This window comes from uncultured Roseobacter sp. (assembly GCF_947496515.1).
GTDB lineage: Bacteria > Pseudomonadota > Alphaproteobacteria > Rhodobacterales > Rhodobacteraceae > Roseobacter.
In genome coordinates this window covers 111,390-125,410 of the sequence record NZ_CANMDB010000006.1, presented here as the reverse complement: position 1 = coordinate 125,410, position 14,021 = coordinate 111,390, and the positions used below count along the sequence as shown (strand labels likewise).

General features: G+C 63.7%; 14 protein-coding genes and 1 tRNA gene. 9 read left to right on the top strand and 6 right to left on the bottom strand.

Annotated elements, in window-relative coordinates; translation table 11 throughout:
- Positions 1 to 160: 160 nt before the first annotated feature.
- The 4 genes from Q1A53_RS12630 to Q1A53_RS12615 all read left to right on the top strand — a co-directional run bounded on the left by Q1A53_RS12630 (position 161) and on the right by Q1A53_RS12615 (position 2,092).
- Positions 161 to 859, top strand: a complete 699-nt coding sequence (locus Q1A53_RS12630; RefSeq protein WP_299967118.1) for a B12-binding domain-containing protein — start codon at positions 161 to 163, stop codon at positions 857 to 859.
- Positions 860 to 931: 72 nt separating this feature from the next.
- Positions 932 to 1,147, top strand: a complete 216-nt coding sequence (locus Q1A53_RS12625) for a hypothetical protein (protein WP_299967115.1) — start codon at positions 932 to 934, stop codon at positions 1,145 to 1,147.
- A 2-nt stretch (positions 1,148 to 1,149) separates the two neighbouring features.
- Positions 1,150 to 1,473 (top strand): YbjQ family protein, encoded by a 324-nt coding sequence (locus tag Q1A53_RS12620; RefSeq protein ID WP_299967112.1) that lies wholly within the window; start codon positions 1,150 to 1,152, stop codon positions 1,471 to 1,473.
- Entirely contained in the window at positions 1,460 to 2,092 is a 633-nt protein-coding gene (locus tag Q1A53_RS12615) for a DUF1638 domain-containing protein (protein WP_299967109.1), read from the top strand. Before Q1A53_RS12620 ends, Q1A53_RS12615 begins: the two co-directional genes overlap by 14 nt.
- A gap of 43 nt (positions 2,093 to 2,135) precedes the next feature.
- Here Q1A53_RS12615 and Q1A53_RS12610 read toward each other — a convergent pair whose 3' ends face one another.
- Entirely contained in the window at positions 2,136 to 2,540 is a 405-nt protein-coding gene (locus Q1A53_RS12610) for a SufE family protein (RefSeq protein WP_299967459.1), read from the bottom strand.
- Positions 2,541 to 2,663: 123 nt separating this feature from the next.
- Here Q1A53_RS12610 and Q1A53_RS12605 point away from each other — a divergent pair, with 123 nt between their 5' ends.
- On the top strand, positions 2,664 to 3,182 hold the full coding sequence (locus Q1A53_RS12605; RefSeq protein WP_299967106.1) for a hypothetical protein: 519 nt from the start codon (positions 2,664 to 2,666) through the stop codon (positions 3,180 to 3,182).
- A gap of 184 nt (positions 3,183 to 3,366) precedes the next feature.
- Here Q1A53_RS12605 and rnd read toward each other — a convergent pair whose 3' ends face one another.
- The 3 genes from rnd to purM all read right to left on the bottom strand — a co-directional run bounded on the left by rnd (position 3,367) and on the right by purM (position 6,253).
- Positions 3,367 to 4,527, bottom strand: coding sequence for a ribonuclease D (gene rnd / locus Q1A53_RS12600; RefSeq protein ID WP_299967103.1), 1,161 nt, complete (start codon positions 4,525 to 4,527; stop codon positions 3,367 to 3,369).
- Positions 4,528 to 4,613: 86 nt separating this feature from the next.
- Positions 4,614 to 5,210, bottom strand: a complete 597-nt coding sequence (gene purN, locus Q1A53_RS12595) for a phosphoribosylglycinamide formyltransferase (RefSeq protein WP_299967100.1) — start codon at positions 5,208 to 5,210, stop codon at positions 4,614 to 4,616.
- Complete coding sequence (gene purM, locus Q1A53_RS12590; protein ID WP_299967097.1) at positions 5,207 to 6,253, bottom strand: phosphoribosylformylglycinamidine cyclo-ligase; 1,047 nt, start codon at positions 6,251 to 6,253, stop codon at positions 5,207 to 5,209. The genes purN and purM overlap by 4 nt, the downstream gene beginning before the upstream one ends.
- Before the next feature lie 130 nt (positions 6,254 to 6,383).
- Between purM and Q1A53_RS12585 the strand changes: the two genes are divergently transcribed.
- The 3 genes from Q1A53_RS12585 to Q1A53_RS12575 all read left to right on the top strand — a co-directional run bounded on the left by Q1A53_RS12585 (position 6,384) and on the right by Q1A53_RS12575 (position 9,297).
- Positions 6,384 to 6,460: transfer RNA gene (locus Q1A53_RS12585), tRNA-Ile, on the top strand.
- Positions 6,461 to 6,924: 464 nt separating this feature from the next.
- Positions 6,925 to 7,932, top strand: coding sequence for a hypothetical protein (locus Q1A53_RS12580; RefSeq protein WP_299967094.1), 1,008 nt, complete (start codon positions 6,925 to 6,927; stop codon positions 7,930 to 7,932).
- Positions 7,933 to 8,004: 72 nt separating this feature from the next.
- Positions 8,005 to 9,297, top strand: a complete 1,293-nt coding sequence (locus Q1A53_RS12575) for an O-acetylhomoserine aminocarboxypropyltransferase/cysteine synthase family protein (RefSeq protein ID WP_299967092.1) — start codon at positions 8,005 to 8,007, stop codon at positions 9,295 to 9,297.
- A gap of 174 nt (positions 9,298 to 9,471) precedes the next feature.
- Here the strand turns inward: Q1A53_RS12575 and Q1A53_RS12570 are convergent, their stop codons facing one another.
- On the bottom strand, positions 9,472 to 10,191 hold the full coding sequence (locus Q1A53_RS12570; RefSeq protein ID WP_299967089.1) for an SIMPL domain-containing protein: 720 nt from the start codon (positions 10,189 to 10,191) through the stop codon (positions 9,472 to 9,474).
- A 140-nt stretch (positions 10,192 to 10,331) separates the two neighbouring features.
- Between Q1A53_RS12570 and Q1A53_RS12565 the strand changes: the two genes are divergently transcribed.
- The gene (locus Q1A53_RS12565) at positions 10,332 to 12,479 is read left to right on the top strand and encodes a hypothetical protein (RefSeq protein WP_299967086.1); all 2,148 of its coding nucleotides are present in this window, start codon (positions 10,332 to 10,334) and stop codon (positions 12,477 to 12,479) included.
- Positions 12,480 to 12,877: 398 nt separating this feature from the next.
- Here the strand turns inward: Q1A53_RS12565 and hppD are convergent, their stop codons facing one another.
- A complete protein-coding gene (hppD, locus tag Q1A53_RS12560) occupies positions 12,878 to 13,972 on the bottom strand; it encodes a 4-hydroxyphenylpyruvate dioxygenase (RefSeq protein WP_299967083.1) in 1,095 nt (364 codons plus the stop codon).
- Positions 13,973 to 14,021 lie beyond the last annotated feature (49 nt).

Genomic DNA, 14,021 nt, shown 5'->3' with positions numbered 1-14,021 from the left:
CCCTTGTGTGCGGCCCCTCCCCGACCCTATTTTTTACCCTAGCGGGTCGCACAGCGTTGTCTTGATGTCGCAATCCGGACAGTCGGCTCGTTGCGTTCTGTCACAAGAAAAGAACGAAGACCCCGGCGCCAAGCGTGCGCCGCGCCGCAAAGGAAAGCCCATGTCGGACGAAGAAGAACTCATCCTGGCGGAACTGGACGATGAGGAACTCGTCCAGCAGATGTTCGACGATCTTTACGATGGCCTCAAGGAAGAGATCGAGGAGGCCGTCAACATCCTGCTGGAGCGCGGCTGGCAGCCCTATGACATTCTGACCAAGGCGCTGGTCGGCGGTATGACCATCGTGGGCCATGATTTCCGCGACGGAATCCTTTTTGTCCCCGAGGTGCTGCTGGCAGCCAACGCGATGAAGGGCGGCATGGCGATCCTAAAGCCGTTGCTGATCGAAACCGGTGCACCGCGCATGGGCAAGATGGTGATCGGCACCGTCAAGGGCGACATCCATGACATCGGCAAGAACCTCGTCGGCATGATGATGGAAGGTGCGGGTTTCGAGGTGATCGATCTTGGCATCAACAACGCGGTCGAGAAATACATGGCCGCACTGGAAACGGAAGCGCCCGACATCCTCGGCATGTCAGCGCTGCTGACGACCACGATGCCTTACATGAAGGTGGTGATCGACACGATGGTCGAGCAGGGCGTGCGCGACGACTACATCGTGCTGGTGGGCGGCGCACCGCTGAACGAGGAGTTCGGTCGCGCCATCGGTGCCGATGCCTATTGCCGCGATGCCGCCGTTGCAGTGGAGACGGCCAAGGAATTCATCGCGCGCAAGCACAACCAGATGAGCGCCTGAGCGGGCAAGTCCGGCACGAACCTCTGGCACGCCGCACCGGGCGTCCTTATGTTCTTTGTGAAAGGAAAGCCGATGCCACTTGAAAAACTCGTTCTCATTCTGGTCTGCGTGCTGGTAGCGGCGGGCGTCACCCTCTGGCTCGCGGCAATCCTGCTGGCAACGCTGCAGGTGCCTTTTGCAGGGCTCGCGTTCATACCCGCGGGATTGGTTGGCTACATCGCCTACCGGGTCATCGCAGAAAGGCTGCGCAGCGCCGAGGATGACCACTACGACCGGATAGAACATTGAACATGCGCGTGGCCACCACCTCCCGGATCGCCGGCGCGGAGATCACCGAAACCCTCGGTCTGGTACGCGGCTCCACCGTTCGGGCCAAACATATCGGCACCGATATCGTTGCTGGTCTCAAGAACCTCGTGGGCGGTGAGGTAAGGGGCTATTCCTCCCTGATGGCAGGCGCGCGCGAGCAGGCGCTCGACCGGATGATCGCGCAGGCCGAGGCGCTCGGCGCAGATGCGGTGGTGGCGGTGCGCTTCGAGACGTCGCAGATCATGGGCGGCGCGTCGGAGATCGTGGCCTATGGCACGGCGGTGCGGCTCGATGCTGCCCAGTGACGCCCGGCTGACCGATGAGGGCCTTGCACCGCGCGCGACGGGCAGGATTCTGCTGGTGGCCTGCGGTGCATTGGCCCGCGAGATCCTGGATCTCAAGAGACTCAATGGCTGGGATCATCTGGATCTGACCTGCCTGCCCGCCAAGTACCATCTGACACCCGACAAGATCACCGTAGGGGTCCGAGAGGCCGTGGCAAAGCACCGGACCGCCTATGACGACATCTTTGTGGTCTATGCCGATTGCGGCACCGGCGGTCTGCTGGCCGCCGCCTGCGAGGAGCTGGGGGTCGATATGATCCCCGGCCCGCATTGCTATGCCTTTTTCGAAGGCAACGATCGCTTTGCCGAACTGGCCGAAGAGGAAATGACCGCATTTTACCTCACGGATTTTCTGGTGCGCCAGTTCGATGCTTTCGTGACCCGTCCCATGGGGCTCGACCGGCATCCGGAACTGCGGGACATGTACTTCGGCAACTACGACAAGCTGATCTATCAGGCTCAGACCGATGATCCGGCCCTGACGGAAAAGGCACGCGACTGCGCCGAGCGGCTGGGCCTGACATTCGAGCGCCGCCTGACCGGCTACGGCGATCTTGCCCGCCATCTGAGCGCGCTCTGACCGCTGGGGAGAATGGCTTTGCAAAGCCATTCGCGCGCCCAGCTCACCCTTGGGAAACAGACCGGATCCGGTCGATCATCGCCCGAAGCCCGTTGGAGCGTTGTGCCGACAAATGATCGTTGAGGCCCAGACGCCCCATCTCCGCCGCGGCATCCACCGCGCGGACTTCTGCAAGGGGCAAACCGTTATAGAGCTTGCGCAGCACGGCGATCAGACCGTTGACTATCATCGCATCGCTCTCCCCGTCGAAGGTCAGCTGCCCGTCCTCTGTAACCGCATGCAACCAGACCTGGCTGGCACAGCCGTCGACCTTGGTTGCAGGCACCTTGAGCGCGGGATCAAGCGGGTCCATCGCCTTGCCCTCTTCGATGACCATCCGGTAGCGGTCTTCCCAGTCATCGAGAAACTCGAAATCCTCCACCAGTTCTTCGAATGCTGCCTGCGCCATCGCGTCCTCCGCCTGTTGCCGCAGAGGTAAGGCGCACACCGCCAAAGGTCCAGACCGCCTTGACGCTTTTCAAGCCCGGCCAGATGCGCTAACCCAAAGCAACAAGAACAAATGGCAGGCCCCATGCGCAGGACAGTTTCCGCCCTTCTGGTTGCGACCACGGTCATCTCGGCATGCAGCAGCGTGCGCGACAGCCGCGTAAATCCCTTCAACTGGTTCGGCCGCAGCGAACCTGCGCCAGTGCCTGTGACGACGGTCGAGCAGACCAACCCGCTGATCCCGGCCCGCACGGGTATCTTCAGTGCCAGACGAACGGTGGACACCTACACGGGCAGCCCCGTGGGCAGCATCAGCAATCTGGTGATCGACAGGGTGCCCGGCGGCGCCATCATCCGCGCAACCGGCATTGCCGATCGGCAGGGGGTCTATGATGTGCGCCTGACGCCCGTGAACGATGACGAAACCGCCGTCGACGGTGTGTTGAGCTACCGGCTCGAAGCGCGGCGCAGCCAAACGCGTACACAAGGACCGGAGCCGACACGGCAGGTTGTCGTGGCCCGCAAGGTCACGGATCAGACCCTCGCCGGTGCCCGCACGATCCGGGTCGAAGCGGAGCGCAACGCGCTGCAGGCGCGGCGCTAACCGACCGCACCCTCCCAAGGGCGCGTCATCGCGGGTACATTGCTGTAGATATGGCTGCCGCTGGCACGGTTGGCCGTCTGGAACGCCACAGCAGCTCTAGGTGCGATCCGGTTGTCGCAACCCGGCATACCACCTCTGGCAAGGCCTGCCACACGGCTTTTTCCGCCAGATGCCCGTCCAACGCTCAGTCGAGCGCCACGACCCGCACATCCGAACCGTCCGCTGCAAGTGCAATCTTGCCGTCGCACAGCCTCAGCGCGTCACTGCCAAACACCTCCAGCCGCCAGCCACGCAGCGCCGCGACATCCCGCAAACCGGCAGCGATCGCGTCGAGATCCGCTGCAGGGGCGATCAGCTTGGCGGCGACCCCGGCGCTCTCGGTCTTGGCCTTGAGCAGCACCCGCAGCAGATCCGCCAGTGCCGGGTTGACCTGCAGTTTGTCGCGCCCCTTGTCCGGACGCGGCAGATCGTCGTTGGGACACGCGACCCCCTCAGCCACCGCTTTGAGGATCCCGTCGGCGATATCCCCGCGCCGCGCCTCGCGCAGCAGAAGCCGGGAGCGGCCCAGCTCTTCGTGGCTCTTGGGCTTGTTGGAGGCCAGTTCCACCAGCGCGTCGTCCTTGAAGACCCGGTTCCGGGGGATATTGCGCACCTGGGCAAACTCTTCGCGAAATGCGGCCAGCGTGCGCACCACGGCCAGAAAACGGGGCGAATTGCTCCGGGTCTTGATGCGGCGCCAGGCGTCTTCGGGCTTGGTCACATAGGTCTCGGGCGTGGTCAGCACGGACAGCTCTTCGCGCACCCAGCGGCTGCGGCCGGTCTCTTCCAGCTTGGCCGCGAGAAACTCGTAGATCCGGCGCAGATGCGTGACATCGGCGAGCGCATAGGTCTTTTGCGCATCTGTCAGCGGGCGGCGGGACCAGTCAGTGAAACGCGAGGTCTTGTCGAGCGTGGTCTTGGCGATCCGCCGCACCAGCGTCTCATAGCCAACCTGTTCGCCGAATCCGCAAACCATGGCGGCAACTTGCGTGTCAAACAGCGGCTCGGGAAAGACCTGTGCGTCGATGTAGAATATCTCAAGGTCCTGGCGCGCGGCGTGAAATACCTTGACCACCGACGTGTCGCGAAACAGAGCGTAGAGCGGCTCCAGCGACAGCCCGTCCGCCAATGGGTCGACCAACACCGCGGTGCTGTCATCCTCACCCGGCATCGCCAGTTGAATGAGGCAGAGCTTGGAATAATATGTGCGCTCGCGCAGGAACTCGGTATCGACGGTCACATACTCATGACGCGCGGCTGCCTCGCAGAATGCCGCCAGTTCTTCGGTCGTCGTGAGTGTTTTCATGCGGGCTTTCGTTATCTTGGCGTTTATTCGGTTTCACCCTATCCGCCGTTGTTACACGAGCCGCGACACTTTGACCAGAACCGCCCTCAGGCAGGGAGATAGAGCAAGTCCATGTTACCCGCCGCAAATCGAGCCAGCACCGCGGGGTACAACTGGTGCTCACGCGCCAGCACGCGGGTGGCCAATGTATCGGCGGTATCATCGTCCTGCACCCTGACCTCCGCCTGACCCAGCACAGGGCCGTCATCGAGCGCGGGTGTGACCTCGTGCACCGTGCAGCCGTGCAACCGGTCACCGGCCTCCAGCGCCCGCGCGTGGGTGCGCAAGCCGCGGTATTTGGGCAGAAGCGACGGGTGAATGTTCAGCATCCTGCCGCGCCACGGGTCGACGAAACCCGCCGTCAGCTTGCGCATGAAACCGGCAAGGCAGATGATATCGGGTGCGTAAGGGCTGATGGCGGCCTCGATCGCGTGCTCAAAGGCAGTGCGGTCGCCGTCAAAGGGCTGATGACGGACCACCTCGGTGGGGATGCCGCGTGCCTCGGCCTTCTCCAGCCCGCCCGCCGTGGGCGTGTTCGACAGCACCACGCAGGCACGGGCCGGGTGATCGCCTGTCATGCTGTCGATCAGCCGGAGCATGTTCGACCCGCCGCCCGAGATGAAGATCGCCACCCGTTTGGTCAACGCAGGCTGCCCTGATAGGCAACGCCCGGCTGACTGGTGACGGTCCCGATGGTCATCACCTTTTCGCCTGCGGCACGCAGCAGCTGGCAAAGCGCATCGGCGCGCGCAGGGGCCACCACGAGGATCATACCGATGCCGCAATTGAAGGTCTTGAGCAGCTCCGCCTCTGCCATATCGCCCGTCTCGGCCATCCAGTCAAAGACAGGCGGCAGCGTCCAGCTCGACAGGTTGATCTGCGCGCCCAGCTCCTCCGGCAAAACCCGCGGCAGATTTTCCGTCAGACCACCGCCGGTGATATGGGCCAGCGCATGCACACCGCCTGCCCGGATCGCCTGCAGCGCGGGTTTCACGTAGAGCCGCGTGGGTGTCAGCAGCTCGGCCCCGAGCGTGGTGTCAGACCACGGGCAAGCTGCATCCCAGTCGAGGCCTGCGATCTCCACTAATTTACGCACCAGGCTGTAGCCGTTGGAGTGCACGCCATCGGACGCGAGTCCCAGCAGCACATCGCCTTGTGCCACGCCAGCAGGCAAGGCAGCTCCGCGCTCCATCGCGCCAACGGCAAAACCCGCCAGATCGAAATCCCCCGGCGGGTACATGCCGGGCATCTCCGCGGTCTCACCACCGATCAGCGCGGTGCCCGCCGACGAGCACCCGCGCGCAATGCCTTCGATAATGCGCGCGGCCGTATCGGTCTCCAGCGCGCCCGTTGCAAAGTAATCGAGGAAAAACAAGGGCTCCGCGCCCTGACACACCAGATCGTTGACGCACATGGCCACCAGATCGACGCCCACGTGATCCACATGACCGGTGTCGATCGCGATGCGCAGCTTGGTGCCCACACCGTCGGTCGCCGCCACCAGAACAGGGTCGGTATAGCCTGCGGCCCTGAGATCAAAGAGCGCGCCGAACCCACCGAGACCTGCCATGACACCGGGTCTGTCCGTGGCCTTCGCAGCCGGTCTGATGCGGTCCACCAGCGCGTTTCCGGCGTCGATATCAACACCCGCATCCGCGTAGGTGATCCCGTTTTTCTGCGATGTCATTCTGGCGTCCTTGCGCGGCGGCGAGATTGCTTTGGGGGTTAGAGCATTCACTTGCCGCATGCAACGTCCGCAACCGGCAACGGCGGCTCTTGACGCGGCGCACGGGCACGCTTACCCACAAGCCCATGGCGGGCCTGTAGCTCAATTGGTTAGAGCAGAGCGCTCATAACGCTTTGGTTGCGGGTTCAAGTCCTGCCGGGCCTACCATGCCGCTTCATCTTTGCTCCCTTTCAATGACATCGCGGAAGGTGCGTCACATTTCTGGCGCGGCATCGTTCTGCTTGGTGGGATACTGAGAGCGTCGTCGGAAAGCTGCTCGCGGTCGTCGGCGCCTTTGTATCGCTGCGCGTTGGGGAGCCTTGCATCCTCGGGGACAGACGCGACTTTCGCGCTCCCGGCAGCTGCAAAATGTCTGCAAGCAATGGCTATGCGCCATCCCTGTGACGAACAGTCACCGCCGCACCAGATGTCGAGGTTCTTGCAAAAATCGAGCGCCCTCGGCCCGTGTTGACGGAAACGTCTCGGTACCACCGAGCGCGTCCCTCAACACAAGCCACGGCTCAACGCAGCAATCGAAAACCAGCCGTTTTCGCCACCCGGGCACAGCCTTCTTGTGGAGTAGCCAGGCCTCTGCAATGCTGAGCGCAACTGCACGCAACCAACGGGCAAAGATGGCCGACGCGGGATCGCCCTCACAAACCGGCTTCAATGTCGTGGTCGTCGCCCAGCACGGTCGCCTGACCTACGAGGCGCTGCTCTTTGCGGCGTCGTTGCGCCATTGCAGCCCGGGCTTTACCGGTCAGCTTTACGTGGCAGAGCCGCAACCCGGTCCCCACTGGCCGCGCGATCCGCGCATCCGAGATGCAGAGGCGCGCGAGATGCTGGAGAGCCTTGGCGCGAGGATACTGCCCTTTGAGAGCCGTCATTTCGGCAAAGACTATCCGCAGGGCAACAAGATCGAGCTGCTGCGCGAGATGCCCGAAGGCGTGCCGTTTCTCTTTTTCGACACCGATACGCTGATCACCGGAGAGCTCGGCGCGGTGCCTTTTGACTTCAACCGCCCCTCTGCCTCCCTGCGGCGCGAGGGGACCTGGCCCAAGCCTGCGCTTTACGGGCCCGGCTACGCGGGCATCTGGCAGTCGCTCTATGACAAGTTCGGACTGGATTTCCCCAGCTCTCTGGACCCCGGGCAACCGGAGGAGCACTGGCGCAGATACCTCTATTTCAATGCTGGGTTCTTTTACGGTGCCTGCCCGCGGCGGTTCGGCGCGCTCTTTGAAGACTACGCGCTGGCGATCCGCGACGACCCGCCTGACGCGCTCAGCGCACAGACGCTGTTTCCGTGGCTCGACCAGATCGCGCTGCCGCTGGTGATCCATGCTCTGGGAGGCGCGCGCGATGCGCTGCCGCCGGGGTTGCTGGATGGAACGGTTAGCTGTCACTACCGGCTCTTTCCGCTGCTCTACGCCCGCGAGAGCGATCACACGATCCGCGTATTGGAAGACGTTGCCGCCCCCAACCGGCTCAAGAAACTGCTCAAACAGCACGAGCCCATCAAGCGCATGGTCTACCAGCGCCGCGGCGCCAAGGTGCGCGCGCTCTTTGATCAAAACGCCCTGCCCCGGCGCGAACAGGCAATCCGCAACCGGATCAAGTCCAATGGCTTCTGGATGCGCTGAGGCCCCGGCCTTGTCCCCCGGCACCCCATCGCCTATCGATAGCGCCAACAAGATCCACCAGGAGGACATCCCATGACAGACGGCCCAGACTATGGCTTTGATACGCTGCAGATTCACGCAGGCGCCCGGCCCGATCCCGCCACCGGCGCCCGGCAGACGCCGATCTACCAGACGACGGCTTACGTCTTTCGCGATGCCGATCACGCCGCCGCCCTCTTTAACCTGCAAGAGGTGGGGTATATCTACTCACGCCTGACCAACCCGACGGTTGCTGTGCTGCAGGAACGCATCGCCACGCTGGAAGGGGGCGTGGGCGCTGCCTGCTGCTCTTCGGGTCACGCGGCCCAGATCATGGCGCTGTTCCCACTGATGATGCCGGGCAAGAACATCGTCGTCTCCACCCGGCTTTACGGCGGCACGGTCACGCAGTTCAGCCACACCATCAAACGCTTTGGCTGGGAGGCGACCTTCGTCGATTTTGACGATCTGGACGCGGTGAAAGCGGCAATCAATGAAGACACGCGCGCGGTCTTCTGCGAGGCCATTGCGAACCCGGGCGGCTATATCACCGATCTGGATGCGATCTCGGCCATTTCCGATGCGGCGGGTATCCCGATGATCGTCGATAACACCTCCGCCACGCCCTACCTCTGCCGCCCCATCGAACACGGCGCCACGCTGGTGGTGCACTCCACCACGAAATACCTCACCGGCAACGGCACGGTAACGGGCGGCTGCGTGGTGGATTCGGGCAAGTTCGACTGGTCCGCGAATGACAAATTCCCCTCGCTCAGCCAGCCGGAGCCTGCCTATCATGGGCTGAAGTTCCATGAGACCTTCGGGCCGCTGGCCTTCACCTTTCATTCCATCGCCATCGGGCTGCGCGATCTGGGTATGACCATGAACCCGCAGGCGGCGCATTACACGCTGATGGGCACAGAGACGCTGAGCCTGCGGATGGAACGCCACGTGGAGAACGCCGAGACGGTCGCCAGCTGGCTGGAGAAGGACGACCGCGTCGACTACGTCACCTACGCGGGCCTGAAATCCTCCCCCTACCACGAACGGGTGGCCAAAATCTGTCCCAAGGGCGCGGGCGGTCTTTTCACCTTCGCGATCAAGGGCGGGTATGAGGCCTGTGTGAAATTCGTGAACGCGCTGGAGATCTTTTCCCATGTGGCGAACCTGGGCGACACCCGCAGCCTCGTGATCCATTCCGCCTCTACCACGCACCGGCAGCTGACAGCCGAACAGCAGGAGGCGGCCGGTGCGGGCCCGGGGGTCGTGCGCATCTCCATCGGGACGGAGAATGCGGACGATCTGATTGCCGATCTCGATCAGGCGCTGAGCAAGGCGGTCAGCTGACCGGAAGAGCGCGAAAAGCGCCGCTCGCGGGGAGCAGGATCCGGCCATCCGTTGGGTTCGGTCTTTGCTCAGGCATGTCGCGCGCTCCGGTAGCCACCCACGAAGGGCCTTCGAAGGCCCTTCGCCCGGTGTCACGGACAGCGCGGGTCCGGCACCGGCACCGCAGGCCAAGACCTAGTCAGCGATGGCGAAAACCACACTGACCTGCGCCGTCACCGTCAGCTCGCCCGGAGCGACCGGCACATCCGCGGAGCGGGCGGCAGCCATCTCCATCATCATGGGCCGGGCAACGCCCGCCTGTTCGCTGATGGTCTGTACCGGCCCCAGTGTGACGCCGGCGGCGTCCGCCAGTTGCGCTGCCCGGTCCAATGCGTCACGCACCGCCGCAGCCCGGGCGGCATCTTGCGCGGGCTTGTGCTCTTGCAGACCAAAGGACAGCCCGTTGAACGTATTGGCGCCGTCCTGCATCACCAGATCCAGCAGCGTGCCAAGCTGGTCCAGATCACGCACCCGCACCGTCAGCACGTTGCTGGCCACAAAGCCGGTGATGCGGCGCGTCTCGGCGCTGTAGTCGGACCACAGCGGCTGCACCGACAGCTGATCGGTCTGGACATCACGCGGCGCGACCCCCGCAGCTTCCAAGCGGTCGAGCACGGCGCTCGCCGCCTCAGAGGTCGCGGCCATGGCCGCGCTGGCTTCGCTGGCCTGGTTTGTGACGCCCAGGCGGATCGTCGCCATATCGGGTGGCGCCTCCACCGTGCCCGTGCCCATGGTGGTGATAATCCGCGCCTCCTGCGCCGTTGCCATCCCTGCGCCGGCCACCGCGACCGCGCCCGCAGTCAGGATCACCATCAGCGCGGCTTTCATCACATTTGTCACAGTCTCTCTCCTCATTAAGGCGCTCGAACGGCGTCAAGCGCGTATTTTCATACCGGTTAACCGCGGCTTTACCATTCACCGCCACAGAAGGTCTTTGTACCCGGACGGCAAAGGAACATCTGTGCAAGGCCCATCATGACTGGTAAACATGAGACATGAAACCTAACTTCGCTCTGACCCTCTCGTTTGATCGCATTGGCCTGTTGCACCGGGCGACGGGCGGCTGGCGGCAGGTGGGTGCCGTATCGCCCCAAGCCTCGGACCTGGCGGCAGAGCTCGGTGTGCTGCTGAAGACGGCCACCGCACTGGCACCCGGCGGCATTCGCAGCAAGCTGGTCATACCGGACGAACAGATCCGCTACCTGTGGCTCGACACGCCCGGCCTCCACATGCCGGAGCGGCGCGATATGGCGCGGACGGCGCTCGACGGGGCGACACCCTATGCCATCAACGATCTGGTCTACGATGTCAGCGCCAACGGCAATCATACTCATGTGGCGGCTGTCGCGCTGGAAACGCTGCTGGAGGCGGAGGATTTCGCCACTCAACATGGCTTCAACCCGATCAGCTTTGTCGCGGCACCGGAGGATGCCGTCACCCCGTGGGAGCCCTATTTCGGACCGACACGTGCGGCCCGTGAGCTGCTGGGTCCGGGACAGACGGTCGAGCCTGACGGGATCTCGGTGCTGGCGCCACCGGGCAGCGTCCCGGTCGAGGGCCCGCCCCCACCCACCTTCCGCTCCGCACGGCAATCATCGCCCAAGGTCCGCGCGGCAGACGCGGAGGATGACACCGAGGCGCAGGTACCCAGCGTCACCAACCCCTCGCTGCCACCACGCGAGACTGCCTCACAGCGCACGACATTTGCCAGCCGCCGCAGCCCCGGTCATCGCAAGGGACCTGCCGTTTATGCACAGCGCGCGACAGGCTCCGCCCATGCTGCAGGCTTTGCGGAAGAACCCGAACCCTTCGTCCCGAAACCCCGCGCCCGCGATACACATCCCCGGCCCGACGCAAAGCCACCCAGCGAAGCGGCGCGCATGACCGTCTTTGGTGCCCGCGCACCGGCAACGGATGCTCCGGGACGTCGGCTGCTGCCGTTGACGCTCGGCGCGATCGTTGTGATTGGCCTGGTGGGGGTCGGCACGTGGAGTTTTGGCGGGTTGAAGACGACGGTGGCAGGTTGGCTTGCCGGGGACCAGGCGGAAACGCTTCAGACAACCGTCATTGACGTGGCCCCGCCCGTTGATCAGAACGCGGAAGGTCCCGTCACGCCGGAGCGCGAGGCGCGATTGTCGGATGAGGACGCCGCCGTGCTGGATGCCTTGCGCGCTCCCGCACCCGATGCGCTGCGCACCAGCTATGCCGCGACAGGCATCTGGCCGCAGGCGCCCGATGTCCCGTCGCCGCCGCCGCTGGTGGATCTCGAAGATCTCTACATTGTCAGCATCGACCCTATCGAACCTACCGTTGATACGATCGCCCTGCCAAGTGTGGCACTCTTCTCGGGAGATGAGGCCTTTGAGCCTCCCATCTCACCCGCGGCGGCAGGTACCACGTTTACGCTGGATGCACGCGGCCTCGTGATTGCCTCGTCCGATGGCACGCTCAACCCCGATGGCGTACCGATATTTGCGGGCGGCCCGCCCGTGCGCCCTGCGGCCTTTCCCACCCGCAGTGCGGAGACGACAGAAACCGATGCGCAACTCGCCGCCTTTCGGCCCCAGACGCGACCTGCAGACCCTGTGGAGACGACCGAGCGCGCCCCGCCCGACGGGTCGAGCCAATCAGAGCTGGCGAAGCTACGACCGCCAGCGCGGCCCGATCTTGCCGTCCGTGTCGCCAGTGCCGCTGCCGCGAGCCTCGTGCCGTTGGACAACGCGGCTTCCGTCAACCTTCGCGCCAGTAACGATTTGTTGGCACGCACCGCTTCTCAACGCCCCGGCTTGAGACCGGGTAACTTCGGCCAGATTGTCGCCCGCGCACAGCGCAACACAGCAGTCGCCGTCGCACCGGTCGCAGCCTCGGTAGCACCCGCTGTGGCACCCAAGATCCCCACCAGCGCCTCCGTCGCGCGCGAAGCCACCTTGCGCAATGCGATCAATCTGCGCCGGGTCAACCTGATCGGCGTCTATGGCACGCCCTCGGCACGCCGCGCGTTGGTGCGCCTGTCCAATGGCCGCTATAAGAAGGTACAGGTCGGGGACCGGATCGACGGTGGCCGGGTGTCGGCCATTGGCGAAGGGGAGCTTCGCTACAAGAAAGGCAACCGCAATCTCGTGCTGAAAATGCCTCAGAGCTGATACGACTTGCTCGGCGCAGGAACACCCGACTTTCACCCAAACCGACGGGTGTGACGGTAACTTGATCGATCGGTCGCGCCGAGGGGCTTTTCCGGCATCATCGACGCAGCGTAGGTTCCCTTTGCGCAATCCGCGCTGAAATACATTCCGACCGGGCCGCTGATACGGCACACCCGCGGAAGATTTCTCAAGCTCTCTCACGACACAGGAAAGAACGCCGGAAGACCCGGCGCTCTCTACATCGCGGACAGCGTAGCGGTCGTTTAAGCGACCGCAGCTGCCGCGAAGGGCCCCGCCAAGTCGCGTATGGCATCTCACGCACGATGACCGTGCTGTCGCCTCACCTCACACAGATGAGCGCAGGCCCAAAATCCCTGCGACAGGAGCGATCCTGCCCCTTACTCCGCCGCCAGCTCTCCGTTGGCGATCTGCTCCTGCTCGATGCTCTCAAAAAGTGCCTTGAAGTTCCCCTCGCCGAACCCGTCATCCCCCTTGCGCTGGATGAACTCGAAAAAGATCGGACCGATCACGGTCTTGGAGAAGATCTGCAGTAGGATCTTGGTCTCGCACCCATCCACGACCCCTTCACCGTCGATCAGGATCCCGTGTTTCTTCATCCGGTCCAGCGGTTCCGCGTGGCCCGCGACACGGTCGCGGCTCAGGTCATAGTACGTGTCGGGTGGACCCGGCATGAACTTGAGCCCGCGCGCGGCGATCTCATCGGTGCTGTCGTAGATATCAGAAGAGCCCACCGCGATGTGCTGAATGCCTTCGCCCTTGTACTTCTTCAGATAGGAGACGATCTGCCCCGTCTCGCCCCGATCCTCGTTGATGGGGATCCGGATGCGTCCGCAGGGGGAGGTCAGCGCCCGGCTCAGCAGGCCGCTGAACTTGCCCTCGATGTCAAAGAACCGGATTTCGCGGAAGTTGAACAGATCGCCGTAAAAGGCGAACCACTTGTCCATGTTGCCCTTGTGGACATTGTGGGTCAGGTGATCGAGGTAGTAAAATCCCACGCCTTTGGGTTTGGACTGCGCGATCCAATCGTATTCCGTGTTGTAGGGGCTGGTGTCGTGATACTGATCGACGAAATAGATGAGTGAGCCGCCGATCCCGACGATCGCAGGCACGTCCAGAACCTTATCCGTGCCCTCGTAAGCCTCGGCACCCTTGGCGACCGCATGATCAAATGCCCTCTGCGCATCGGCCACACGCCAGCCCATTGACGGCGCGCAGGGCCCATGCAGATCCACAAACCGCGCGCCGAAGCTATCGGCTTGCGCGTTGAGCACGTAGGTGATGTCGCCCTGCTGCCACAACTCGATGGATTTCGTCCGGTGGTTGGCCACATGCGCATAGCCCATCCGGGCAAAGAGATCCCGCAGCTCTTGCGGGTCGGGATGGGCGAACTCGACAAATTCGAAGCCATCGGTTCCAGCGGGGTTGGCCTGGGTGATTTCGGACTTCGGGGCGGTGTGCGGGAAGGGACCCATAGGATTCTCCTTTCGGGAAGACATGGCAACTGCGTGACATTTGCACAAA